Source organism: Rhodococcus sp. NPDC056743, from assembly GCF_042790355.1.
Taxonomy (GTDB): domain Bacteria; phylum Actinomycetota; class Actinomycetes; order Mycobacteriales; family Mycobacteriaceae; genus Rhodococcus_F.
In genome coordinates this window covers 668,461-693,853 of the sequence record NZ_JBHTZI010000001.1, presented here as the reverse complement: position 1 = coordinate 693,853, position 25,393 = coordinate 668,461, and the positions used below count along the sequence as shown (strand labels likewise).

General features: G+C 61.8%; 25 protein-coding genes. 11 read left to right on the top strand and 14 right to left on the bottom strand.

Annotated features, from left to right (window positions below; genetic code table 11):
• Positions 1–61: 61 nt before the first annotated feature.
• From ACFRFQ_RS03050 to ACFRFQ_RS03010, 9 genes are all read right to left on the bottom strand, one after another.
• Entirely contained in the window at positions 62–1,081 is a 1,020-nt protein-coding gene (locus ACFRFQ_RS03050; RefSeq protein ID WP_378652915.1) for an alpha/beta hydrolase, read from the bottom strand.
• Between the two features lie 134 nt (positions 1,082–1,215).
• Positions 1,216–2,214: an alpha/beta hydrolase gene (locus ACFRFQ_RS03045; RefSeq protein ID WP_378652913.1), complete on the bottom strand. Its 999-nt coding sequence runs from the start codon at positions 2,212–2,214 to the stop codon at positions 1,216–1,218.
• A 68-nt stretch (positions 2,215–2,282) separates the two neighbouring features.
• Entirely contained in the window at positions 2,283–3,926 is a 1,644-nt protein-coding gene (locus ACFRFQ_RS03040) for a class I adenylate-forming enzyme family protein (RefSeq protein ID WP_378652910.1), read from the bottom strand.
• 9 nt (positions 3,927–3,935) lie between these two features.
• On the bottom strand, positions 3,936–4,640 hold the full coding sequence (locus ACFRFQ_RS03035; RefSeq protein WP_378652908.1) for an ABC transporter ATP-binding protein: 705 nt from the start codon (positions 4,638–4,640) through the stop codon (positions 3,936–3,938).
• Positions 4,624–5,418, bottom strand: coding sequence for an ABC transporter ATP-binding protein (locus ACFRFQ_RS03030; protein ID WP_378652905.1), 795 nt, complete (start codon positions 5,416–5,418; stop codon positions 4,624–4,626). The genes ACFRFQ_RS03035 and ACFRFQ_RS03030 overlap by 17 nt, the downstream gene beginning before the upstream one ends.
• Positions 5,415–6,419 (bottom strand): branched-chain amino acid ABC transporter permease, encoded by a 1,005-nt coding sequence (locus ACFRFQ_RS03025; protein WP_138869824.1) that lies wholly within the window; start codon positions 6,417–6,419, stop codon positions 5,415–5,417. Before ACFRFQ_RS03025 ends, ACFRFQ_RS03030 begins: the two co-directional genes overlap by 4 nt.
• Complete coding sequence (locus tag ACFRFQ_RS03020; protein WP_138869825.1) at positions 6,419–7,294, bottom strand: branched-chain amino acid ABC transporter permease; 876 nt, start codon at positions 7,292–7,294, stop codon at positions 6,419–6,421. The genes ACFRFQ_RS03025 and ACFRFQ_RS03020 overlap by 1 nt, the downstream gene beginning before the upstream one ends.
• Positions 7,295–7,309: 15 nt before the next feature.
• Complete coding sequence (locus tag ACFRFQ_RS03015) at positions 7,310–8,494, bottom strand: ABC transporter substrate-binding protein (protein WP_378652902.1); 1,185 nt, start codon at positions 8,492–8,494, stop codon at positions 7,310–7,312.
• 117 nt (positions 8,495–8,611) lie between these two features.
• Positions 8,612–9,355, bottom strand: coding sequence for a TetR/AcrR family transcriptional regulator (locus tag ACFRFQ_RS03010; RefSeq protein ID WP_378652899.1), 744 nt, complete (start codon positions 9,353–9,355; stop codon positions 8,612–8,614).
• A gap of 266 nt (positions 9,356–9,621) precedes the next feature.
• Between ACFRFQ_RS03010 and urtA the strand changes: the two genes are divergently transcribed.
• The 9 genes from urtA to ACFRFQ_RS02965 all read left to right on the top strand — a co-directional run bounded on the left by urtA (position 9,622) and on the right by ACFRFQ_RS02965 (position 17,923).
• Positions 9,622–10,884 (top strand): urea ABC transporter substrate-binding protein, encoded by a 1,263-nt coding sequence (gene urtA, locus ACFRFQ_RS03005; protein ID WP_378652896.1) that lies wholly within the window; start codon positions 9,622–9,624, stop codon positions 10,882–10,884.
• 48 nt (positions 10,885–10,932) lie between these two features.
• A complete protein-coding gene (urtB, locus tag ACFRFQ_RS03000) occupies positions 10,933–11,817 on the top strand; it encodes an urea ABC transporter permease subunit UrtB (RefSeq protein WP_138869829.1) in 885 nt (294 codons plus the stop codon).
• Positions 11,814–12,920 (top strand): urea ABC transporter permease subunit UrtC, encoded by a 1,107-nt coding sequence (urtC, locus tag ACFRFQ_RS02995; RefSeq protein WP_378652892.1) that lies wholly within the window; start codon positions 11,814–11,816, stop codon positions 12,918–12,920. The genes urtB and urtC overlap by 4 nt, the downstream gene beginning before the upstream one ends.
• Complete coding sequence (gene urtD / locus ACFRFQ_RS02990) at positions 12,917–13,735, top strand: urea ABC transporter ATP-binding protein UrtD (protein ID WP_378652889.1); 819 nt, start codon at positions 12,917–12,919, stop codon at positions 13,733–13,735. Before urtC ends, urtD begins: the two co-directional genes overlap by 4 nt.
• Positions 13,736–13,738: 3 nt before the next feature.
• Entirely contained in the window at positions 13,739–14,431 is a 693-nt protein-coding gene (gene urtE, locus ACFRFQ_RS02985; RefSeq protein WP_378652887.1) for an urea ABC transporter ATP-binding subunit UrtE, read from the top strand.
• Position 14,432: 1 nt separating this feature from the next.
• Complete coding sequence (locus ACFRFQ_RS02980) at positions 14,433–15,134, top strand: GntR family transcriptional regulator (RefSeq protein WP_378652884.1); 702 nt, start codon at positions 14,433–14,435, stop codon at positions 15,132–15,134.
• A gap of 87 nt (positions 15,135–15,221) precedes the next feature.
• Positions 15,222–16,211, top strand: a complete 990-nt coding sequence (locus tag ACFRFQ_RS02975; protein ID WP_378652881.1) for an LLM class flavin-dependent oxidoreductase — start codon at positions 15,222–15,224, stop codon at positions 16,209–16,211.
• A 9-nt stretch (positions 16,212–16,220) separates the two neighbouring features.
• Complete coding sequence (locus ACFRFQ_RS02970; protein ID WP_378652878.1) at positions 16,221–17,393, top strand: MFS transporter; 1,173 nt, start codon at positions 16,221–16,223, stop codon at positions 17,391–17,393.
• Complete coding sequence (locus tag ACFRFQ_RS02965) at positions 17,390–17,923, top strand: carboxymuconolactone decarboxylase family protein (RefSeq protein WP_378652875.1); 534 nt, start codon at positions 17,390–17,392, stop codon at positions 17,921–17,923. The genes ACFRFQ_RS02970 and ACFRFQ_RS02965 overlap by 4 nt, the downstream gene beginning before the upstream one ends.
• 6 nt (positions 17,924–17,929) lie before the next feature.
• Here the strand turns inward: ACFRFQ_RS02965 and ACFRFQ_RS02960 are convergent, their stop codons facing one another.
• Positions 17,930–18,505 (bottom strand): TetR family transcriptional regulator, encoded by a 576-nt coding sequence (locus ACFRFQ_RS02960; RefSeq protein WP_378652872.1) that lies wholly within the window; start codon positions 18,503–18,505, stop codon positions 17,930–17,932.
• A gap of 68 nt (positions 18,506–18,573) precedes the next feature.
• On the opposite strand from ACFRFQ_RS02960, the gene ACFRFQ_RS02955 reads away from it, so the two are divergent.
• Positions 18,574–20,172, top strand: coding sequence for an MFS transporter (locus tag ACFRFQ_RS02955; protein WP_378652869.1), 1,599 nt, complete (start codon positions 18,574–18,576; stop codon positions 20,170–20,172).
• Between the two features lie 52 nt (positions 20,173–20,224).
• Here ACFRFQ_RS02955 and ACFRFQ_RS02950 read toward each other — a convergent pair whose 3' ends face one another.
• Positions 20,225–21,076, bottom strand: a complete 852-nt coding sequence (locus ACFRFQ_RS02950; RefSeq protein WP_378652867.1) for an SDR family oxidoreductase — start codon at positions 21,074–21,076, stop codon at positions 20,225–20,227.
• Between the two features lie 117 nt (positions 21,077–21,193).
• Between ACFRFQ_RS02950 and ACFRFQ_RS02945 the strand changes: the two genes are divergently transcribed.
• Positions 21,194–21,607 (top strand): winged helix-turn-helix transcriptional regulator, encoded by a 414-nt coding sequence (locus ACFRFQ_RS02945; RefSeq protein ID WP_378652864.1) that lies wholly within the window; start codon positions 21,194–21,196, stop codon positions 21,605–21,607.
• A gap of 9 nt (positions 21,608–21,616) precedes the next feature.
• Here ACFRFQ_RS02945 and ACFRFQ_RS02940 read toward each other — a convergent pair whose 3' ends face one another.
• From ACFRFQ_RS02940 to ACFRFQ_RS02930, 3 genes are all read right to left on the bottom strand, one after another.
• Complete coding sequence (locus ACFRFQ_RS02940; RefSeq protein ID WP_378652861.1) at positions 21,617–22,609, bottom strand: iron-siderophore ABC transporter substrate-binding protein; 993 nt, start codon at positions 22,607–22,609, stop codon at positions 21,617–21,619.
• Between the two features lie 134 nt (positions 22,610–22,743).
• On the bottom strand, positions 22,744–24,147 hold the full coding sequence (lpdA, locus tag ACFRFQ_RS02935; RefSeq protein WP_033235567.1) for a dihydrolipoyl dehydrogenase: 1,404 nt from the start codon (positions 24,145–24,147) through the stop codon (positions 22,744–22,746).
• A gap of 49 nt (positions 24,148–24,196) precedes the next feature.
• Positions 24,197–25,183, bottom strand: coding sequence for a dipeptidase (locus ACFRFQ_RS02930; protein ID WP_378652857.1), 987 nt, complete (start codon positions 25,181–25,183; stop codon positions 24,197–24,199).
• Positions 25,184–25,393: the final 210 nt, after the last annotated feature.

The window sequence follows — 25,393 nt, the reverse complement described above, 5'->3', positions numbered from 1 at the left end:
GCCCCCGCCTGACTTTGGTCGGTCCGTAAACCTTGGTCAGTCCCCTCAGTTCAATCAAGAACTACGAATACTCCCGGAGAAAGGCAACGGTGCGGTCGAACGCGATCTGCCCGTCGGGAGTTTCAAGATCGAACTGATACTCGTGTTCGAGCGCCGGTTCGTAATCATCGGGATAGAAGAGGGCATCGACGTCGACGCCCAGTCGAATGAGCCTGTCCGCAAACGGTTTCGACTGGCCGGCGGTCAGTTCGTCGGCATTGCCAGCCGTGATGAAGGTCGGCGGAAAAGCTGACGTGACGGCGTTGATCGTCGACATCTGCTCAACTTCCGGCGAGTTCTCGAAGTCTTTGGTTCCGGTGTATGCCCAGATGGATTCGCGATCTGCCGTCCAGCCGAATCTGCCGTCGGAGTTGAGGAACTCGTCCATGTCGTAGACGCCACAATCCAGGACGACACCGCGGACCTGCTGCGGCGTAAGGCTGGGCGTGACTCCGACCTCGGCGGCGTAGTGCGGATCGGTGATCATTGCAGCGATCTGACTCGAGATCTGGCCGCCGGCAGAATCCCCGCCGAGGAAGAGTGCGTTCGGATCGACGTGCAACTGCTCGGCATTGTCGGTGATGTACCGATAGGCGTCGTTCAGTTGATGGAGCACTGTCGGATACGTCGCGTCCGGGCCCAGGGAGTAATCCAGGGAAATGACGGTGAACCCTTCGCCGGCCAGACTCTTGTAGTAGCCCGAGTAATCTTCCTTGTCTCCGTAGACCCAACTGCCACCGTGAGTCCAGATCAGTGTGGGCAGTGCCGGCGACCCCGAATCCGGGAAGTAGGCGTCGAGCAAGGCATCCGGATCGCCGTCGCGGTAGCTCACGTCGGCACGCGTCTCGATGCCAGGCGGAGCCAACTCGGAGAGCGTCGCAGAAACCGAATCTGCACTCCCTTCCGCCATCCACCGCATTGCCAAGGTTCCGGGCCACGGACTGAAGTACGTCGCCAGTCCCCCGACGATCATCAGGGCGAACACCGCGCTCAACAGGCCGAGCGCCCACCGGGGTAATCGGCGTGGGGACGACTTGGGCACAGCAACTCCTGGGCGTCGGAAACGTACATCGCGCACCAGGCTAGCGGAGATGCGGTTCCTGGGAGTTGCCTGGCAATTGCCTACGGCCAGATTGCCGCGAATGTCATATTCTCAAGCAGAACAGGGTAATACGATCAGTCAACTCGTGACGAGAGAAAGTCGACGGTGCGCTCGAATGCCGCCACGCCGTCTGCATTATCGAGGTTGAACTGGTACTCATGCCCGAGCGCCGGCTCGTGATCGTCCGGGTAGAACAACATGTCCACCTTGACTCCGAATCCAGTCAGCTTGTCGGCCAACGGTTTCGACTGCCGAGCGGTCAGCGGGTCGGCATTGCCACCACTGATGTAGACGGGTGGAAAATCCGCGGTGACGTGATGGAGCGTCGACATCTGTTCTGCAGCAGCACTATCGGCAAAACGGCGATCGCCGGTATATGCCCACAGCGAGCGGTCGACACCCCAGCCGACGATGCCGGGACCGCCCACCATATTCGCGACGTCATAGATTCCGCAGTTCAGCACAACGCCGCGTAGTTGATCCGGACGCAAGGCCGGCGTCACACAAACATGTTTCGCGTACTCGGGATTGGTGATGATCGTTGCCAATTGGCTCGATAACTGAGCACCTGCTGAATCACCGGCCAGAAATATCTTGGACGGATCGACGTGCAAACGCTCGGCGTTCTCGAGGATGTACGCGTGCGCGTCGTTGAGTTGACCGATCGCGGTCGGATACCGATGCGCTGGTCCGATGGAATAATCCAGCGACACCACGGTGAAACCCCGAGAGGCAAGCAATTCGAAGTACGTAGCGTTGTTGGACTTGTTGCCGGAAATCCAGGCACCACCGTGTGTCCACACCACGGTGGGGAGCGCGGTCTGCGTACCGGCAGGAAAATACACGTCCAGTCGGGCATCGGAATCACGCGCACGATACTGCTGATCGCGAATGGTGTCGACGCCTCCCGGCGCGTGTTTGCGCAGCGTGTCGGTAACCTTTGCGGCGTCGCGGCCGAAGACCCAGCGCACAACCAGTGCGCCGGGTCTCGGGCTGCGTATCCCCGCGAGGACCGCACCTCCGACGGTGAGTGCCAGTACGGTCCATCGCAATATCCTGAATCGATGTGGCATCGGAGTCCTGACAGCTCGGCACTAGGTCCGAATCAGACTAACCCGACACCGTCGAGGTTGCCGGATTGTCAGGCCGACTCAGCGAGTTTCTCGCGCACGAGTTCCTTGACGGCTCCCTTGGCGACCTTTCCGCCGGCTGCCATCGGCAACTCCGCCAGCGTCATCACGTACTCCGGAATGTATTCGCGCGTGACACCCTGCTCACGCATCCAATCGGTGAGTTCCGCCGCGGACAGTACCTCGTTATCCGTGGTCACGACAACGGCGCACACCTTTTCGCCGAAGAGTGCGTCGTCGACGCCCACTGCGGCAACCAAATCCACCAGCGGGTGCGCGCGGACATATTCCTCGACTTCGACGGCGGAGATGTTCTTGCCGCCCCGAATGATGATGTCGGCCTTACGACCCACCACGCGAACGCGACCGTCCTCGTCGATTTCGACGATGTCGCCGAGCAGCATCCAGCCGTCTCCGGTGTACAACTCGTTGTTGGCCTCGACGTCGCCCCAGTAGCCCTGACACATCAACGGTCCGTTGACCGCCGGTTGGCCGCGGCGCATAGCCCCGACCACTTCTGTTGCCGTGTCGTCGAATACCCGAACCTGCATCCGGTCGATGACGTGTCCGCAGGTACGCAGCCGGGTATCGGAGTCGTCGTCGACAGTGGTGACGGAGACGGCCCCGGTCTCGTTGGAACCGTAGAACTGCAGCACGGCGGCTCCTGTTCGCTCCTCGAACGCCAGGGCCTCCGAATACGGAACCGCTTCTCCCCCGGTGAACATGACACGCAACGAATCGAGATTGGCGTCGGCAGCGGCGCCGGATCGCAACAGCATCTTGAATTGTGTACTCACACAATTCAACACCGTGACGCCCTCACGTTCGATGAGATCGATCATCACCGCGACGTCGAAACGCTCCATGACCACGTTGGGCGCTCCCAGCAACGCGGGCAGGAAGTGCGACGTCCAGAGGCCGAAACCGAACGGGGCCGGAACGGCGCCGAGGAAGACTTCGTCCGGCCCGACATCGGCTGCCTCTGCGCCGATCTCGGAGAACGCAACCCACCGATCTTCCGTCTGGGTCACCAACTTCGGGAGGCCGGTCGTGCCGGAGGTCGAGTTCAGCATGGACACGGCGGCAGTCGAGAAGGTCGGGCTTGTCGCTGCGAATGCCCGCGCCGGCACGGGAAGAGAAACAACACCGCCCGTCGCGGCAGCTCGTTCGAAACTCACGGCTCCGGTGTCGTCGGCAAATACCACGTCCAGAGCGGGATGCGCCTGTCGCAGTTGTGAGATCAACTCCGTGGTGTCGACCCCGCGGAGAGTTCGAGCCGTCACCAGAACTGTGGCGTCGGAACGTTCGATCAGATGTGAGATCTCGCGGAGCCCGGATCGCGATCCGATTCCCACAGCCACCCGGCCGGTGCGGTACGCAGCGCACAGCGCGGCATGGAACACCATGGTGTCCGGAAGCAGCACCGCAACATGGCCGTATCCCTCGCTGGAGAGTTCGAGTGCCGACGCGATGGCGTCGGCGGCCGCGTCGTACTGCGCCCACGAAATTCGCGAAGTCGGGGTGATGAACGCCGTGCGGTCCGGGATGGTCTCCGACCAGTGCCGGACTATTTCACTGATACTGACGCCGGAAAATCGATCCGGATCGAGGGCAAACTCGCCGATTGCCACGTCCAACGTTGTGACTTCCTGCATGATCGTCGTTCATCTCCCCTCGGCGCTGTGCACGCCCATCGATAGTTTGTATGCAGCGTCGAGCGAAGCGGCGGAATCGCATTCGCGCACAATCTCGCCGCGTTGCATCACGTACCCACGGTCCACGACCGCCTTCAATGCAGACAAAGCCGGCTCGGACACAATTACCGTAACCCCTTCCTCTGCCAGTTGTCCTACAAGCGTGCGTAATTCAGCCACGATCTTGGGCGCCAGACCGGTCATCATCTCGTCGAGAAGCAGCAACGACGGTTTTGCCAGCAGCGCCCGGCCAAGAACCAGCATCTGTTGCTCACCACCGCTGAGTACCCCGGCAAAACTTTCGGCACGCTCTTTCAGAATCGGAAAGCGCGCAAATGCCGAATCCACCGCGTCAGCTGTAAGGCCCAGAAGGTCGGCGCCTACCCGGAGATTTTCGCGAACCGACATGCGCATGAACAACTGCCGTCCTTGCGGAACATACGCAAAACCGCTGCGTGCGCGCTGCATCGCCGACATCTTCTCGACACTGCGACCGTCGACGGTTATCCGGCCGGACGCCGGCACGGAACCGTAGATCGCCCCCATCAGCGAAGTCTTGCCCGCACCGTTGGGTCCGACCAGGGCAGTGACCTGACCGGGCGGCGCGACAAAGCTGACGTCGCGCACCGCGATCGCCGATCCGTAACGGACAGTGACCTTATCGACCTCGAGCATTGCTCACACCCTCTTCGTCGTCGGAGCCGAAATAGACCTCACGCATCGCGTTGCTGGACAGGCATTCCTGCGGCGGCCCGTAGAAGGCGACTGAGCCGAAGTTCAGCAGAACCACCGTTGTCGCGAGTTCTGCGATGAGGTCGACGTTGTGATCGACGAGAACAACACCCTTCCCCTGTGCGGCAATGGAACGGACTGCGCCCGAGATTGCGTCGATGCCGTCGTGATCCGCGCCGGCAAACGGTTCGTCCAGGAGCAGCACTTCCGGTCCGGTTGCCATCGCACGCGCAACCTCGACCAACCGCTGAGCACCCAGACTCAGATCACCACATGCGCTTTCGGTGTCGGTGATCGAATACTCCCGCGCCAGCGCCGAAGCCTGATCCGAGGCCTTGTCCCAGTTTTCGAACGGCCCCTTGATCGCCCACCACAGCGAGTGCAGCGGCGAGGTGATCCGGTGTCCGTAGAGTCCCGGGATGATGTTGTCGACGGCATTGAGTTCGAGCGCCAACTGCGGGTGCTGGAAGGTCCGTGAGAGCCCGTGCCTGGCACGACGTTCCGATGGGCCGCTCAGCGTCTTACCGGCCAGACTCACCGTTCCGGAATCGGCTTGCTGGGTACCGAAGATGCAGTCGACGAGTGTTGTCTTGCCCGCGCCGTTGGGGCCGACCAGACCGATGACCTCACCGGGGCCGACGCTGAACGACACGTCGTCGACCGCCCGCACACCGCCGTAGGACTTGTGGAGGCCACGAACCGCGAGTAACGGATCGGTCATCGGGAATCACGCTCCTGGTAGGTAGCAGTCAGCCGGTTGATCAACGCGCGAGTCCAGCCGATCACGCCGCCCGGTGCGACGATCAGAATGACCAGAACCGCACCGGCAAGCAGGAGTTCGCCACTGCCCTGATATCCGGGCATGTTGAGTGTCACGATCACCACGATGAGCGCACCGAGCGGTGCACCCCATGCGGAGCCGCGGCCACCGATGATCGGCATGAAGATAGCGAGGAAGACGATGCTGAGAGTGAAGGTTTCCGGCGTCACCGCTTGAACCGAGACGGTGAAGAGGGATCCACCGGTCGACGCGATCGCAGCACCGATTGCCAGTGCCACGACGGTCAAGTGCATCGGGTTGACACCGGAGGACCTGGCGACGTTCCGGTTGTCCCGCGAAGCCTGCAACATCAGGCCCCACACGGACTTCCGCAGTCGATCGACCGCAATGGCAATGACGCAGACGAACAGAATCGCGAACACGACCAACGCGTATCGCGGCGGTTCCCAACCGAACATCGTGAGAGCTTGAACTCCGGAGATGCCGGCCGAACCGCCGGTGAAGCTGGGTCCGTCGATGAGCCAGTGCTCGAAGGCAATTCCGAACAGCAGAGTCACAGCCGCGAGGTAGAAACCCGAAAGTTTCTGCGTGGCAAGACTGAGGAGCACCGCTACGCACGCTGCAACCAACGCGCCGATCAGCCAGCCCCACCACATCGACATCCCGGTCTTCACAGACATCAAGGCAACCGCGTAGGCACCGATCGCTGCATAGGCGCTGTAGGCCATCGACAGGGAACCTGCCAGAACGAAGGGAACATACATTCCCAGCGCAATCAGCGAGTAGGTGGCGGCAAGGAAGATGAGGTCCTGTCGGTACAGGCTGGGCCCCATCCACAGGAGAACTACCGCAACAACAGTCACCGTTATCAGGGCTTCGCGCGACACGTTGCCCAGCCGCGCTCGCGACCTGATCGCGCGAGGTGTGGTTATCGCACCCATCAGACGCGCACCTTTCTCGAGAGCAGACCTTCCGGGCGGAAGGCGAAGAAGACCAGTGCGATCAGGAGGATCGCGGTCTGAGCGGCGCTGGCACCGAAGTAGTACGGCGCGAACACCTGGACGATGCCCAGCAACATTCCGCCGATCAGCGGCGCCCAGCTACGTCCGGTACCGCCGATGACCAGCGCGATGAAAGCGGTAAGCGTCCAGGACAATCCGCTGGTGAACTGCACACCGGCCTTGGGGGCGAACAACAGTCCCGCGATCGCGGCAATGACGCCCGCGAGTGTGAAGGCGATCAGTCGAACCCGGTCCACCGGCAAGCCGAGCACCCGTGCCGCGTCGGGGTTGTCGCCCACGGCCCGTAGCAATCGGCCGGCAGTGGACGTGTTCAGCCACAGGCCGATTCCGATGAACACCAGCGCAGTACCCACGATCAGAACCACGGTCGCGCTGTCGACGGTGGCGCCGGCAACGGTGATCGGATCGAAGTCGAAGATCTTCTGTCCCGGCAGCGGCGTACGTCCGAACACGGTTCCCGCCAGTTGCTGAATACCGAAGAGCACCGCCGTCACGGCCACCAAAGCCGGTAGCTCACCACGTCCCGAGCGCTTCTGAACCTGCTTCACCACCAGCTTTTCGGTCAGTACCGAAAGCACCACTGCAACAGCAATTCCCAGCGGCATCGCCAGCCACAGAGCCAGTCCGTGGTTGACCGCGATCCAGCTGCTCGCCATAGCCGCTGCCATGGCGTACGGCCCCATGGCGAAGTTGAAGAAATCCGCGCCGACCACCACGAGGTACATCCCCAAGGCGATCAACGAGAAGAAAGCACCGATCTCGATGGCTGCAAGCCAGAGTTGTGCGTCTGTCATGTCAAAGCTCCTCGGTTATCCGCACGGGGGCTGATAGGAATCCCACGGATGGGCGGGCTTGTTGTCGTCACCGAATTCGACGAGCACCAGTCCGCACAGGCTGTCCGGGGCCAAGTGGTCGCCCGGGCTGAAGGACAGCGTCAGATCGTCCTGACCGAAACTGGCGGGCAGACCCGAAACCTGCTGGAGCGCATCCCGAACCGCGGTGCGGTCCTGATGACCACCGGCGATCTCGATGGCCTTCGCCAGCATCATGACGGCGTCATACGCTTGCGCGTCGTAGGCGGTCAGCTGATAGTCGTCGCCCTTGACTGCCCGGACCTTCTCGGTCAACTCCGCAGTACGCATGTTGTCGGCACTGAGCGATCCCATGTAGACCATGCCACTGAGTGCCTTCGGATCAGCCAAAGCCCACGAGGCCGGCTGATTTCCGATGGAGGCCAGCGAGAAGCGCTGCGTCTCGGGGACGATCTTCGAGAGTGTGTTGTGCGCCAGGATCTCGAAGTGGCCACCGATGCTGGCCACCAGAATGGCGTCTGGTTTCGTTTCCGCGAGTCGCGACACCTGCGCCGTGAGGTCCGCGGCGTCTACCGGTGCCTTCTCGACGGCGGTGACCGTTGCGCACTTCTCCAGCGCCGGGCGCAGCGTCTTGATGATGCCGTCGATGGAAGCGCTTGCGTCACCGAGGATTCCGAGCGATGTGTACCCCAGCTTCTCGAACGCTCCGCAATACACCTCGGCGTACTGCTTGAGCGAGTTGGGAATCATGAAGGAGTAGTCGTTGCCGGGAGGGGAGGCAAACGCGTCACTGAGGACAACGGGTGCGATTGCCGGGATCTTCGACTGCTCAAGAATCGACTTCGCCTGCAGGACCGAGCCGCTGCCGGTCGCCAGAATGACGGCACTTGCGCCCTGATCCACCAGCTTCCGAATGATCGACGGAGTCTTGGTGGGACTGCTCTCGTCGTTCTCGACCACCAGTCGTACCGGTTTGCCGTTGATCCCACCTGCCTGGTTGATCAAATCGACGCTCAAGCGGACCGTCTTGCCCGCGATGGTGCTGTACGACGCACCAGGCCCGGTCGAATCCTCGTCCAGACCGATCACGATCTCGTCGTCCGGAATGACCCCGGCGGAGGCACACGCACCGGTCCCGAGCACGACTGCCGCGGCCAAGGCTATCGCCTTTCCGAGTCTCACATCCCACTCCTGTCCAAGCAATATTTGGTAAATCAAACAAGCGCTTGATTTACGAAGCTGGGCAGAAGTATGCACTGGGTCACACCGATAGTCAAAACCGCAGTAAATACGGGGAAATCAGCCCCGTTGCTCGGCCTGCAGATCACGAATCGCGGAGCTCAGATCGCGAATCACCGACTTCAACTCGTCCACATCCGAACGCAGTTCGGCCACCGACCCGGCCGGCGGTACAACGTCGACTTTGTCGGCGGGGGCCTTCACTCGAGCGGGCACCCGAGAACCGTCGCCGCGCAGGGCGAACCCGTCGAGAAACACCAGGATCAAATTCCGCTGCAGTTCCGGTGCCAGCTCAGCCAACTGCGAGCGATATTGAGCCACTGTCGACCACACCGACTCCCGCATCAAGCGATGAAACTGCTCCGGGTCGATGTCTTCGCGAAACTCCCCTTCGGCAATCCCCCGCGCAATTGCCGTGCGCCAGTAGCTGTGTGCTTTCTGGACCGCAACGGTAATGGGAGCATCGGCAGGCTGGGATGACAGAATCGCTTCGCCTTGATAGACCTCGGTGGCGTACGGATGGTCGAGTGCGGTGTTGAACGACACCTCGACCATGGATGCCAACCGGTCGCGAGCCGATCCCGCTGGTTCGATCGAGTTCTCGTATCTGATGTTGAGATCTTCGAGGAACCGCACGACAATTTCGTGCGCCATCGCATCCTTGGATTCGAAGTAGTGATAGAGGCTTCCGGACAGAATTCCGACCTCGTCGGCGATATCTCGCACCGTCGTTGCCGCGATACCACGCTCGCTGAACAATTTGGCAGCGTGAGTGAGTATCTCTTCCCGTCGGGTCGAACGCACTGGTCTAATCCCCCTCGTCAATCGTCAAGCGAATGCTTGATCGAATATCGAGGATGCTAACACCGAGCCTGCTCTGACCTGCGGAGTGAGCATGCGTTCATCAAACCGAAATATCGGACACATGATGGTGATCGAGTCTCATTCTTTCAGAAACACACTCTCCCTACGCTCATCCGCATCGACGAATACAGCGCCGTATACGCGAGCCGGATACATCACTTCCGGCAGTCCGTTTCCCCGAAGTCCTGAAGACGAAAGGCCCGTCTATGCGAACCTTCTCGAAGCGCACCCTTGCCGCTCCGGCAGCTCTTGCCGCTCTGGGTTTGGTACTCACCGGTTGTGGAAGCAAAGCCTCTGACACCACGTCGGGAGACACCACCGCAGCATCGTGTGTCGACACCTCCAGCGACACGATCAAGGTCGGTTCACTGAACTCGTTGTCCGGCACCATGGCCATCAGTGAAGTGACAGTGCGCGATTCGATTGCACTTGCAGTTCAGGAGATCAACGACGCCGGTGGCGTTCTGGGCAAGAAGGTGCAGATCGTCGCCGAGGACGGCGCGTCCGAGCCGACGGTCTTCGCGGAGAAGGCAGAGAAGCTCATCAGCAGCGACTGTGTCGCAGCAGTTTTCGGCGGCTGGACGTCGTCGAGCCGCAAGGCCATGCTCCCGGTCTTCGAAGACAACAATTCGCTCCTCTACTACCCCGTTCAGTACGAGGGCCTCGAGGATTCCAAGAACATCTTCTACACGGGCGCTACGACCAATCAGCAGATCATTCCCGCACTGGACTACCTGAAGGAAAAGGGCGTCAAGTCCCTTTACCTGGTCGGAAGTGACTACGTCTTCCCGCAGACCGCCAATCGCATCATCAAGGCGTACGCCGCGGCCAACGGCATCGAGATCAAGGGCGAGGACTACACGCCGCTCGGTTCGACCGACTTCTCCACCATTGTCAACAAGGTCCGCACGGCAGACGCCGACGCCGTATTCAACACGCTCAACGGCGATTCGAACGTCGCGTTCTTCCGCGAGTACACCAATGTGGGCCTCAAGCCGGCCGACATGCCTGTTGTCTCGGTGTCCATCGCCGAGGAAGAGGTGGGCGGTATCGGCGTCCAGAACGTCGAAGGTCAGCTGACAGCCTGGAACTACTACCAGACCATCGACACCCCGGTGAACAACAAGTTCGTCGCGGCATACAAGGCGAAGTACGGCCAGGACAAGCCCACGTCCGACCCCATGGAAGCTGCCTACACTTCCGTGTACCTGTGGAAGAACACGGTCGAAAAGGCCAATTCCTTTGCTGTCAAGGATATTCAGGACAATGCCGACGGTGTGACCTTCGAGGCTCCCGAAGGCCTGGTCACCATCGACGGCGACAACCACCACATCACCAAGACCGCCCGCATCGGCGAAATCCGAAGCGACGGACTGATCTACACCGTCTGGGACTCCGGCCAGCCGATCAAGCCAGACCCGTACCTCGAGAGCTACCCGTGGGCCTCGGGTCTCGGCAGCAGCAAGTAACTATCCGACCGCAATGAAACCGACTGGTAGAGAGGTGGAACGTCTGTCATGGATGTTGTGATCGGACAGCTGTTCACAGGTTTGAGCATCGGCTCGATTCTGTTGTTGGCTGCATTGGGACTTTCGCTCACGTTCGGCCAAATGGGTGTCATCAACATGGCCCACGGCGAGTTCATCATGGCCGGCTCGTACACGGCCTACGTTGTGCAGCAAGTAATTTCCAATGCAACCGGTTCGTTGATCATCTCTCTACTGGTCGGTTTCGTCGTCGGCGGATTGATGGGCGTGGCGCTGGAAGTGCTTCTGGTGTCACGGATGTACCACCGCCCCCTCGACACGTTGCTGGTGACGTTCGGCGTCGGACTGATCCTTCAGCAGTTGGCGCGCGACATCTTCGGCGCACCCGCCGTCAACACCACCGCCCCGTCCTGGCTTTCGGGTGGAGTCGACATTCTCGGCGCCGTAGTTCCGAAAACCCGCATCTTCATTCTGGTGCTGGCGATCGCTGCAGTGATCGCACTGTCGCTGGCGCTGAAGCAATCGTCGATGGGTAGGCGCATCCGCGCCGTTGTCCAGAACCGGGATTTGGCGGAGACCAGCGGAATATCCTCCCGCCGTACCGATATCACTACCTTCTTCCTCGGATCCGGTCTTGCCGGTGTGGCCGGTGTCGCGTTGACCTTGATCGGTTCCACCAGTCCGACCATCGGGCAGTCGTATCTGATCGACGCATTCCTCGTGGTGGTCGTCGGCGGACTCGGACAGATGAAGGGCGCGGTGATCGCCGCATTTGCACTCGGCATCCTGAACTCCTTCATCGAGTACTCCACCACCGCCTCGATTGCCAAGGTCATCTTGTTCGTCATCATCGTCGTCTTCCTCCAGGTGCGTCCCCAGGGACTGTTTGCAGTCAAGACAAGGAGCCTCGTATGAGCGTCCTGACCAATCCCCGCATCCGGGTCTGGGGCGGATTCGCCATCGCCGCGATCATCCTGTTCGGTGTTGCCCCCGCCGTACTCTCCGACTTCCGGCTCTCCCTGCTGGGGAAGTTCCTGTGCTTCGCGATCGTCGCAGTCGGCATCGGACTTGCCTGGGGCCGAGGCGGAATGCTCACCCTCGGCCAAGGTGTGTTCTTCGGTATCGGCGCCTACGTCATGGCTATGCACCTCAAGATCGCCGACGCCGAACTCAAGGGCGACGCCGTACCCGATTTCATGGCAATCGCCGGCAAGACCGAACTACCGGGCTACTGGCAGCCGTTTGCCTCCCCGTTCGTGGCCATCTTCGCGGTCCTGTTCCTCCCCGCGACGGTTGCGTTTCTCCTCGGACTCGGTGTTTTCAAACGACGCGTCAAGGGTGCGTACTTCGCGATCCTCTCGCAGGCTCTCGCCGCGGCCTTCGCGATCCTGCTGATCGGTCAACAGACCATCGGCGGCAGCAACGGACTCAACCGCTTCCGCACGTTCTTCGGCTTCAATCTCAACGACCCCGCCAACAAGCAGATGCTGTTCTTCATCGCCTCGGGAGTCCTACTCGCCTCCGTCGCCTTGATCCGGCAACTGATGAACTCCCGCTACGGTGAACTGCTTGTCGCAGTACGGGATCAGGAAGAGCGCGTGCGCTTCCTCGGGTACGACCCCGCCAATATCAAATTGGTCGCCTATGTCACCGCTGCCTTCCTGGCCGGTATCGCCGGAGCGTTGTTCGTGCCCATCGTCGGCATCATCTCCCCCGCCGACGTCGGAATCGTTCCCTCCATCGCCTTCCTCATCGGTGTGGCGATCGGCGGCCGCGCAACACTTCTCGGCCCCGTACTCGGTGCCATCGGTGTTGCCTGGGCACAGTCGGCCTTCTCGGAGAAATTGCCGTCCGGCTGGATCTACGCCCAGGGCCTGATGTTCATCGTCGTGGTCGGGTTCTTCCCCGCCGGAGTCGCCGGACTCTTTGCGCTCCTGCGTCACCGTCGCAAGCGCGACAAGTCCGCTCCCGAAACCCCGAAAATCAGCGAACCGGAATCTGTGGAGGTGTCCGTATGACCAACACCGGTACAACTGACACAAGCGCGCCGAGCCCCGTACTGGGCGGCAACGCCGGTATGTCATCCGAATACCTGGAAGTGCGGGATCTGAGCGTCAGCTTCGACGGATTCAAGGCCGTCGACAGCGTGAACCTGACCCTGATGCAGGGTGACCTCCGCTTTCTGATCGGACCCAACGGCGCCGGCAAAACCACGCTTGTCGACGCCATCACCGGGCTGGTACCGGCGACGGGTTCGATCACCAAGTCCGGTGAACAATTGCTGGGCAAGAAGGTTCACAAGATCGCCCGTCTCGGGGTCGGCCGTACCTTCCAGACGGCCAGCGTCTTCGAGGAACTCTCCGTCCTGCAAAACCTGGACATCGCCGCCGGTGCCGGTCGCTCCCCCTGGGAGTTGTTACGCACCCGCAAAACCGTCCTCCCGGAGATCGAAGAAGCCCTCGAAACCACCGGACTCGAAGCGCTACGCGACACGCCCGCCGGGATCCTCGCGCACGGACAGAAACAGTGGCTCGAAATCGGAATGCTTCTGGTGCAGAACTGTTCGGTACTTCTGCTCGACGAACCGGTCGCAGGAATGAGCCTGGAAGAACGCGAGGAAACCGGCAACCTCCTGCGTCGGATCGGTGGCGCGCGCACCGTTGTCGTCGTCGAGCACGACATGGACTTCATGCGAGCATTTGCCACCTCGGTCACCGTCCTCGCGGCCGGCAAGGTGCTTGCCGAAGGAACTGTCGCGCAGGTTCAGGCCGATCCCAAAGTCCAAGAGGTCTACCTCGGCACGGCTGCGGCCGTGCCACACGGCGAGGAGTGAATCATGCTCGAAATCAAGGACGTCCGCGCCGGATACGGACGCACCGAAGTCATCCACGGAATCTCCCTCACCGTTCCGGGTAACGGTGTCGCCGCCGTCATGGGCCACAACGGTGCCGGGAAGACGACATTGCTCCGAGCCGCTGTCGGGTTGATCAAACCGACCGGTGGAACAATTCTCCTGAACGGCGAGGACATCACGACACTGCGGCCGAGCGCCCGCGTCGCGCGGGGACTCGCCTACGTCCCCCAAGGACAACAATCGTTCGGCCAACTCACCACCGCCGAGAATCTTCAGGTTGTCGCGGACGGCCGCAAGCGTGGAAAGGCATTGATCGCAGAAGCATTGGATATGTTTCCCGCACTGACCACGCTCCTCGATCGACGAGCAGGCTTGCTGTCGGGTGGTCAAAGGCAACAGCTCGCCATCGCCCGCGCCCTCATCACCGAACCGAAGATTCTGATCCTCGACGAACCCACCGAAGGCATCCAGCCCAACGTCGTGGCCGAAATCGAACGCACCATCATCGATCTCACCAACCGCGGCGATCTCGGAGTTCTCCTGGTCGAACAGCACATCGGCTTTGCACTCCAGTCGGCGCAGCATTACAGCGTTCTCGCGGCCGGTCATGTGACGTCGATCGGAGAGGGAGGCACCACCTCCACTGACGCCGTCCGCCGAGCGATGGCCATCTGAGATGTCCCCCGTCGAACACTCGACCGGGTCTCTGCGGGATCAGGTGTATCAGTCGATCCGGGACGATCTGATGACCGGGAAAATCACGCCGACAGAACGACTGAGTGAGGAGCGGCTCGCGCAGATCTACGGTGTTTCGAGGACCCCGGTGCGAGAAGCTCTGGCCCGGTTGCAATCTGACGGTTTGGTTCAACGAGGTGAGCACGGGCTGTACCCCTACCGGCCGCGCCTGGAAGACCTCAACGGATTATACGAACTGCGAATACTGCTCGAACTACAGGGAATTCGCCGCGTCCTCGACACCGAGTGCGCCCGGCACAACGCTGATGTTCTGGGAGCCGAACTCGACAAGTGGTATGCGTTGCGCACGCATTCACCTGAACCGGATTCCAGCTTCGTCACCCTCGACGAGGAGTTTCACACGGCACTGCTCGTCTCGGCTGGAAATCCCGCTCTAACCGAGGCCTTGGCAACCGTCAATGCCAAAATCCGGCCGGTACGGATGTTCGACCATCCGACGCCGGCCGGAATCGCGGCTACGGTCGACGAGCACATCGCGATCGCTGAACTCGTCCTCGACAACAAGCTGCCGCAAGCGTTCGAGTCATTGCGGGCGCACATCGACGACGGGCGGCTCGTGGTGGTCGAGCACGCACGCCAGGCACTGTCGTTGGCGGCCCTGGCGAACGCGGTTCGATACTGATTTTGTGGGTAGCGGAAATAGGAATGCACTCCAGGCGGTTGCACCTCACAACAACAGTTTTCTGCCCGCCTGAAAGGTGCCCACTTCATGTCGGTTCCACTCTCCATCCTCGATCTTGCGCACATCGGCCAGAACGAGACCGCCAAAGACAGCTTCGACGCCAGTGTGACGCTGGCGCAGCGAGCCGAGGAGTGGGGCTACCAGCGAATCTGGTACGCAGAGCACCACAACATGGGCTCCATCGCGTCGTCCGCGACCAGTGTCCTGATCGGCCACGTTGCAGCTCACACCACCAAAATCCGGCTTGGCGCCGGTGGCATCATGCTCCCCAACCACGCGCCGCTCACCATCGCCGAACAGTTCGGCACGCTCGAGACACTGCACCCCGGCCGCATAGATCTTGGTCTCGGCCGCGCTCCCGGCAGCGATCAGAAGACGATGCAGGCCCTGCGCCGCGACCCCAGTTCGTCCGACAGCTTCCCGCAGGACGTCCTCGAACTTCAGGGATATCTCGGCGACACATCGCGTATTCCCGGCATCAGTGCGGTGCCCGGTAAGGGCACCCACGTCCCCCTCTACATCCTCGGTTCGTCGCTGTTCGGTGCAAAACTGGCCGCCATGCTCGGCCTCCCCTACGCGTTTGCGTCACATTTTGCGCCCAACGCGCTTCGCGACGCCGTGACCATCTACCGTCGTGAATTCAAGCCGTCGGAGCAGTTGGCCGAGCCGTACGTGATCGCGGGCGTCAATGTGATCGCCGCCGATACCACCGAGCAGGCTCAGCAGGAATTCCTCGAATCCAAGCGCAATCGTGTCAGTCTGCTTCTCGGCCGCGGTCGCACGTTTACCGACGACGAGGCCGACATGCTGCTCGACTCCCCCGCCGGTCAGCAGGTTCTCCAAATGGCCAGGTACAGCGCAGTCGGCACTCCCGCCGAAGTCCGCGCGTACCTGGACGAATTCACCGAGCACGCGCAGGCCGACGAGCTGATCACCGTCTCCACCGGCACCAACCGCGCCGCGTGGCTGCGCACCTTCGAACTACTCGCCGACGTCAGCAACCTGGTGCCCGCCTAAGCTGCGGGCATGGGCGATCCATCCCGTCGCGGGTTCATCTCGGTACTGGCCGTACTTCTCTCGACGGGGTGGGCCGCCAACCACTTTGCCTCCCTCATCCCGGTACTCCGGGAGCATGAGGGCCTCTCGCACGCCGTTCTCGACGGTGTGTTCGGCATCTACGCACTCGGTCTACTTCCCGGACTGTTGACCGGTGGCGTGCTGTCCGATCGTGTCGGCCGAGCGGGCGTTGTCCTGCCCGGAGCGCTTGTCGCCGCGCTGGGCACGGTTTTTCTGCTGCTGTGGCACAACACTTCCGGCCTCCTGGTGGGTCGTCTTGTTGTCGGTATCGGTGCCGGTCTGGCAATCGGCGCGGGCACGGCCTGGGCTGCTGATCTGCGCGGCAAAGCGGGAACCGTGCTGGCGGGTGTGGTCCTCACCGCCGGTTTTGCCCTGGGCCCCTTGATCTCCGGCCTGATGGCCCAGTTCGCAGCCTTTCCCTTGGTCACGCCCTTTGTTGTCTCGGCGTTGCTGTCCGGGTGTTCCGTTGCCGCCGCAGCGATGTGGAGCCGAACACCTTCTCCGGCTTCCGCAGTGCTCCCGTTGCCTGCCGACGGTCGACGATCGGTCCGCTCAGCTCTGATCTGGGCGCTGCCGCTGGCGCCCTGGGTGTTTGCCAGTGCGACAGTCTCGTTCGTGACGATGTCCGCGCGCCTCGGCGACCGCTACTCCGGCCCACTACTCCCCGGAATTGCTGCGGCAATCACACTCGGTGCGGGCATCACCGTTCAAACCGTTGCGCGTCATCGCAATTGGGGCCGGCAAGCCGGAAGCGCAGGTGCCGGGTTGGCAGCGCTCGGATACTGCCTCGTCGCGGCCGGCGGAGCCCACCCGCCACTGGCCCTGTTTGTCGTCTGCGCCCTCGTCCTGGGAACCGCATACGGCTTGTGTCTGCGCAGCGGTCTTCTGGACCTCGAAACCCTTGCGCCACCGGCATCACGCGGAACATTGACGGGTATCTTCTACGTCGGAACGTACCTCGGCTTCGGATTGCCCGTACTTCTTGTCGTCCTCGAACCGAGCCTGGGTCCGTCCGTGCCCATGCTCGCCCTCGCGGCACTGGCCGCGTTGGTTGCCGTGATTCGATTCCGGGCAGTGTTAGCGTCGTACCAGCCCACGACACCCAAGGAGTTCGCGTCATGAACGCTCGCATCCAGCCTGGCCGGTTGAAAGAACTCGGCCCGATCAACTGGGGAATCTGGCGTGTCCTCTCGAAAGCCGCCGGCGCACCGGACGCACACCTCTTCAGTACCTTGGGGCGCACCGGTGGACTCTTCCGCGGTTGGCTGCACTACTCCGGATCTTTGATGCCCGGCGGCAGAATCTCGCGCCACGACACCGAACTGATCATCCTGCGCGTCGCGCATCTACGCGAGTGCGACTACGAAATGGATCACCACATCAGGCTCGGCCGTAAGGCTGGAATCGACGCACAACTCCTCGCCCGAATTATCGAGGGCCCCACAGCTTCCGGGTTGAGTTCTCGCCACCAGGCGATCTTGGCTGCGGTCGACGAGTTGGTCACCACCAAGGACGTCTCCGACTCGACCTGGAATACGTTGTCCCAGCACCTCGACGACCGTCGGCTCATCGAATTCACTTTGCTGGTAACCCAGTACGACGGGTTGGCCACCACGATCGGGACGTTGCGCGTCGAACGCGATTTTTCGTAGCCGCTCTCAGGGCTTGCAGATACGAATTATCGCTTCGCGCACCACTTCACGACGGTGGTCGAGTTCCTGCGCGTCCACAGACTGGTTGTCGGCGATGCCGGGCGCGACTACCCAGGCGAGCACGAGGCCGAAGATCAGCGTGATGAGGTCTTCCGGATTCCAGTGAGCGGCGATGATGCCGTCGTCCTGGGCTTTGCGAATCGCGGCGATCCGCGGGAGCCAACTGGAATGCTCTTCTGCTTGTTTGCGCATCCGAGGTCCTTCACCCTGCAGTTGACCCCAGATCATCATGCGCTGGATGTGCGGCTTCCTGGTCATGGCATCGAACAATTCGACAGCATGCTGCGGTACGTCCCCGCCCACCCATTCGACGGATTCCATGGCTTCGACGAAGTCCGCGTCGAGCACTGCGTGAAAGAGCGCTACCTTGTCCCCGAAGTACGCGTAAAGCCGTTCCTTGCTGGCGTTACCGTTCTTCGCGATGCGATCGATTCGTGCGCCGGCGAGCCCAAAGGTGCCGAACTCTTCCAGGGCAGCGTCGAGGATTCGCTGCTTCGTCGCGGTCACATCTGTGGGAGCCATAGTGATTATCGTAACCGAACGAACTATTTCGTTTGACTCTCGAAGAAGCGCTCACTTACCTTGTAACGATGACCACCACTGACGTCGAAAGCGGCGCAACGCCGCCGTCTCCGGAGATCTCCGAGAACCCGAATCATCAACGACGCTGGCTGGTGCTCTGCATCGTCGCGTTTGCACAACTCATGGTGGTGCTCGACGGCACCATCGTCTCCATCGCCCTGCCCGCCGCGCAGGAAGAACTCGGCATCAGCGACCTCGATCGCGCCTGGGTTGTCACGTCGTACGCGCTGGCATTCGGCGCACTGCTTCTCCTCGGTGGCCGCATCGCCGACTACTGGGGACGTAAGCGCTCCTTCATCGTCGGCATGGCCGGCTTTGCCGTGGCGTCGGGCATCGGCGGCATCGCCCAGTCCGGTATCGAACTCTTCATCGCCCGCGCCGGCCAGGGTGTCTTCGCGGCACTTCTCGCACCCGCCGCACTGTCGATGCTCACCACCACCTTCATCGGAGAAAAGGAGCGCGCCAAGGCTTTTGCCGTCTACGGCGCGATTTCCGGCGGTGGCGCAGCTATCGGCCTGCTGCTCGGCGGCGTCCTGACTCAGTACGTCGACTGGCGCTGGTGCCTGCTCGTGAACATCCCGATCGCACTCATCGCGATTGCTGCTGCCGTCCCGATCGTCAAGGAGACCAAGGCACACGGCGACACGAGCTACGACCTGCCCGGTGCCGTCCTCATCGCACTCGGACTCGGCTCCCTGGTCTACGGATTCACGCGCGCCGAACACGGTTGGGGTCAGACCGACACCCTGCTGTTCATCGCCCTCGGCTTGGTTTTCCTCGCGCTGTTCGTGGTCGTCGAAAGCCGCAGCAAGAATCCGCTTCTGCCACTGAGCGTTCCGTGGCATCGCGACCGCGGCGCGGCACTGATCGGCTCAATGCTCGTCGGCGCAGCCCTTCTCGGCGGCACCCTGTACCTGACGTTCTACCTGCAGATCGTGCTCGGATTCAGCCCCGTCATGGCCGGCGTCGGTTCACTGCCGATGGCCTTCTTCATCGTGCTTGCTTCCACCGCGGCTGCTCAGCTGTCCACCAAGATCGGCCCCAAGCCCCTCATGGTTGTCGGCCCCTTGGTCGCCGCAGTCGGACTTCTTCTGCTCACCCAGATCGAGGTTCACAGCTCGTACTGGACCCACGTGTTCCCGGGCCTTGCCATCTTCGGCTTCGGTTTGGGCCTACTGATGGTGCCCATGCAGAACCTCGCGCTGATCGGTGTTCCGGACCACGACGCCGGCGCAGCCAGCGCCCTCGTCAACGCAACCCTGCAGATCGGCGGCGCTCTGGGAACCGCACTCTTCACCACGATCTACGCGTCGGCCAAGTCCGCATTCACCGCAGACAACGCGGCGCCGATCCCCCCGGAAGGCATGCCTGTCGACTTGTCGAACGCGGCCGTCCCGACCGGGGACCAATTGGCACTGCTCCCCCAGCCGGTGCAGGACTTCATCGCCTCGATGACCGACTACTTCTTCGGCGCCGAGGTTTCGGGATACTCCGCCGCATTCGGTTGGGCCGCAATCCTGTTGGCGATCATCGCACCCGTCGTCGTGGTGCTGGTTCGCGCCAAGAAGGGTGATCTCCCCACCGAAGGCGCGGTACATATGGGCTAAACCCCTGTGCGCCTTTATTAACCGCCCGCGGTTAATAAAGGCGCACAGCAGGTTAGGCCTGCTTCAAGACCTCAGCCACCGGTGTGCTGCTGCGGCCGATCAGTTTCTGCAGGTCACCGGACTCGGTGTCCAATGCTCCCGTGGCGATTGCCGCATCGGAATCGGCAAGAATCTCCGCGACCGGAGCGGGCAATCCGACGCTCTCGAGAATCCCCTTGTATGCGTCCTCGCTCACGAACTGGTACGCGACGGGCTTGCCGGCAAACTCGCTGACCTTCTCCGCGAACTGAGCGTAGGTAAGGCGCTCGTCGCCACCCAATTCGTAGACCGCACCTTCGTGGCCGTCCGTCGTGACTACTGCCGCTGCGGCATCCGCGTAATCCGCCCGCGCTGCGCCGGCGACCTTTCCGTCCGCGCCCGCACCGACTACTGCGCCGCGCTCGATAACGCCGGCCAGGTCGTTGAGGAAGTTCTCCCAGTACCAACCGTTACGCAGCAGTGCGAACGGAACGCCACTCGCGGCCAGTACATCCTCGGTTGCCTTGTGCTCGGCAGCGAGCTTCATCACAGTGTCCTGCGCGTCCAAAATGCTTGTGTACGCGATGAATCCGACGCCTGCGGCCTTTGCTGCGTTGATGATGTTGGTGTGCTGGGCAAGCCGCTGGCCCACTTCGCTGCCCGAGATCAGCACCACTTTGTCGACGCCGGCAAAGGCTGCTTCCAATGCGGCGACATCGGTGTAGTCCGCCTTGCGAACCACCACGCCGCGGGCTGCGAGGTCCGCAGCCTTCTCCGGATTACGAACCACGGCGACGATGTCCGACGCCGGTGTGCCCCGCGTGATGAGTGCCTCGACAACAAGGTGTCCGAGGTTTCCCGTTGCGCCGGTGACTGCGATGCTCATGTGAACTCCCGTTTAGGTTGAAGCGTGAACGTGCTCTGCAACCATCATGCACTAATTTTTCGTAAGTGCAACCACAAGAGTTAGCGCTATCGGTATGTTCAGTAGTACCCTGGGCATATGACCAGCACCGATATCCCTTCCTGTGCTGCCGAAACAGATCAGGATCCCACCCTCGAGGCCGATGTGTTCGCTCGCGGATGCAATTCCCGGGCAGCACTCCAGAACGCAACCGGCCGCTGGGGCGCTCTGGCATTGGCAGCGCTACACGAAGGCCCGTACCGGTTCAGCGCGCTGCGCCGACGCGTCGACGGCGTCAGTGAGCGCATGCTCTCGCAGACCCTGCAAGCACTCGAGCGGGATGGCCTCGTGCACCGTGAAGTGCTCGAAACCATCCCGCCCAAAGTGGAATACAGTTTGACCGAACTCGGCGCCGACGTCGCGGGCAAGATCACCGCACTGATCGAGCTCCTCGAATCGAGGGTGCCGACAATCGTCGAGTCACAAGCGTCTTACGACGCCCGCAATCAGTAACACCCGCAATCAGTCGAGCGCCCCCGAAAGCTGAGCAATGAACTCGTCGAACGCATACGGGACGCTCAAGACCGTCGGCGCGGATGTTGCCATCGCGTAATCCATTCCGACGAGGCGCACGATCCGGCCGTTCGACACCGAAGTCATGTTGGCAAACGGACCGAAGGCCATCAGCTTGTCGAGATTGGTGCCGTCGGCGTCGACGAGAATGAAGACGTCCGCGTCGAGAGTTTCGATGGACTCCATTCCCACGGACACCGAACTGTCGCCGGACGTGCACACCGCGTCCACCCCGGGAGAGGTCTTCAGTCCGAGCTGCCCCAGCAGACGGATGCGGGGATCGGTGTTGCAGAACACGATCAGGCCCTCGTCGGTACGCATCGCGTACGTTGCGGTCTTGCCCGCGAACTGCGGATGCTCGGCAGCTTGCCGCTCGAAATATGCTCCGGTGTCGTCGATCAGCTGCTGCGCGCGGGCCGGCTGGCCGAGCGCCGCCCCGATCATGCTCATCTGCTTGTCCCAGTCGGTGTCCCAAGGCTGATCGGGGAATGCGACGGTGGGTGCGATGTCACGCAGTCGCTGATACTTCTCCGCGGTGATCCCCGAATACACGGCCAGAATCACGTCCGGATCGAGCGCCAGGATCTGCTCGAACGGCACATCCGGGTTGGTGGTCATCAGAACCGGCGTCGCACCGTTCAACAGTGAAGCGTCCCAAGGCAAGATGTTGTTCTCGATACCGTCACCCGAGAAGCTCTCCATCGCGACGGGCACTTTGTTCAGCGCGAGCACCGAATCTTGGCCGCTCCACCCGATAGTCACGATCCGCATGGGTTCGGTGTCGATCGTGGTCGAACCGTAGGCGTGATCGACTGTCACCGGAAACGCCCCCGCTTCGGCGGATCCCGTCGACGAAACGGTCGACTCGGTGCCGGCAGAGCTTCCGCAAGCGGTGAGACCGAGCGCGAAGGCAGCCGCGAGCAGTGCAAAACGAGTTTTCATGTACCGGAACGCTAGTGCTCCACCAGCCCAGACCTGGACTCGAAGTCGCGATCTGGCGCATTGGCAACACAACTAGGCAAAAAAGACCCCGTGCACCCTTCTCGGAAGGGCGCACGGGGCCGAAGGCCGTGCTGTCAGAAGTTGATCATGTGGCCGGCGAGGCCGTGGATCGCTTCCTGGAGCGCCTCACTGAGTGTGGGGTGCGTGTGGACGTTGCGTGCCAACTCGTTGACCGTGAGGTCCCACTTCTGGGCCAGGGTCAGCTCGGGCAGCAGTTCCGAGACGTCCGGTCCGATGAGGTGTCCACCGAGCAGTTCGCCGTGCGTGGTGTCGGCGATCAGCTTCACGAAGCCTGTCGGGTCACCGAGACCGTGGGCTTTGCCGTTGGCAGCGAACGGGAAGTTCGCGACCTTGATGTCGTAGCCCTCGGCCTTGGCCTGCTCTTCGGTCAATCCGAAGGACGCGACCTGCGGCTGGCAGAACGTCGCCCGCGGCATCATCCGGTAGTCACCGAGCGTCTGCGTGTCCGCACCACCGATGGTTTCGGCAGCGACGACGGCCTGCGCTTCTGCGACGTGGGCGAGCTGCAGCTTGGCGGTCACGTCGCCGATGGCGAAGATGTTCTCGACGTTGGTGCGCATGTAGTCGTCGATCGCGATGGCGCCGCGATCGGTCAACGCGACACCGGTGTTCTCGAGACCGAAGCCCTCGACGCGCGGTGCGAAACCGACGGACTGCAGAACCTTGTCCACGACCACGGTTTCGATCTCACCGGACTTGTTGTCCTTGATCGAGACGCTGACCTTGCTGCCGTCGTCGCTGATCGACTGGACAGCGGCGCCGGTCTTGATGGTGACGCCGAGCTTCTTGTACTGCTTGGCGATTTCCTTCGAGACGTCGGCGTCCTCGTTGGGCAGTGCCCGGTCGAGGAACTCCACGATCGTCACGTCGACGCCGTAGTTCTTGAGGACGTAACCGAACTCCATGCCGATCGCGCCGGCGCCGACGATGAGGATCGAGCCCGGCAGGTCGCGGGTGAGGATCTGCTCTTCGTAGGTCACCACGTTCTCGCTCAGCGAGGTGCCCGGCAGCAGCTTGGTGTAGGAACCGGTGGCGATGATCGCGTTGTCGAACGTGATCGTCTCGGTGCCTCCCTTGCTGAGCTCGACGTTGATGGTGTTGGCGTCGGCGAACGTGCCTTTGCCGTCGAATTCGGCGATCTTGTTCTTCTTCATCAAGAAGTGGATGCCCTTGACTCGCCCGTCGGCAACCTTGCGGCTGCGATCGAAGGCGGAGCCGAAATCGAAGGACACGTCTCCGGACATGCCGAACGTCTTCGCTTCTTTTGTAAAGATGTGCGCGAGTTCGGCATTGCGGAGAAGCGCCTTGGACGGGATGCAGCCCACGTTCAGGCACACACCGCCCCAGTACTTCTGCTCGATGATGGCAGTGCTCAGGCCCAGTTGTGCCGCGCGGATAGCAGCGACGTACCCACCGGGGCCGGCTCCGAGGACAACGACGTCATAGTGTGAGGTCACGATGTAACAGGGTAGTCCTGCATCGTTTTCCTGTCCCCGGATGGTCGCCTTACCGGCCAGTAGACCAAACTTCAGCGGCAACTCGGGTGAAATTTCCGCCGTAGATCGCTTCGATCGAGGACTCGTCGAAACCGCGCCGACGCAGAACGACGTCCAAGGTGAGGGTGTCTTCCGGCGGAACCCACTGCAGCGGCCCCCACGCGGTGTACGCCTCGGAGAACGATTCCGCGTGATGGGCGATCTCGTCGAGGAAGTCCTCGGCGTCGAAGGAATAGTCCGATCCGATCCCGACGTGATCGACGCCGACGAGTCCGACGGCTTCCTCGATGTGATCGGCCATTGCCTCGAGCCTGGCTTTGTTGTCGTCCGGGCCGTTGACGCCGAGGAAGATCCCCACGCCGTTGATCCCGATAACTCCCCCGGTATCGGCACACGCCTTGGCCTGATCGTCGGTGATGTTTCGGGGGTGCTCCCACAATCTGCGGAGATTCGAATGGCTGTAGATCATGGGTCGCGCCGTGGCGGCGGCCAGGTCCAGACCGGTCCGAACCGAACAGTGCGAACCGTCCACCATCATGCCGACGCGGTTCATCTCGGCAACGAGTTCGCGGCCGTACGCGGTCAAGCCCGTGTCGACGGCGTCGAGGCACCCACAGCCGGCGGCGTTGACGTGGTTGTACGTCGGCAACATCGACCGGACACCCAGATCGTAGAAGTACGCGATGTTGTCAGGATCGCCGTCCAGCGGGTTGGAATCCTCGAGGTCGAATGCCAGCGCGATTCCGCCGGATCGCTGGACGTCGGCAACATCGAGGATCGTCGAGACGGGTGTGATGTCCGGATACTCGACGCGCGCCTGCCAGGCAAAGCTCTTGACCAGCGCGGTCGAATCCGCGCGTGTGTGAGGCGCATAACCGACATTGACCGAAACGTAACTGCCCTCAGGACGCCGGTACCGCAATAGCTCCGCAATAGAGGCGTTGGACTGCAATGGCAGGCAGCAGTGCTGTTCCCAGATCGGATATGTCCGGTTCACCCGTTGAGCATATAGGTAAACAGTGGGCCGGATTTGAAACTGGTCAATCGTTCAGCAAATCTCCGGTTCACTGGCGAATAGCACGATGATGCTGTAGAAAGATCAAGACTTGCACGCTCTATATGCGTCGGGATGTATAACCCATACGGAGAAGTGTCGACGAAGGATCGTTCCACCCGGGGCGGATCTACAAGGTAATTCAGGTGGAGG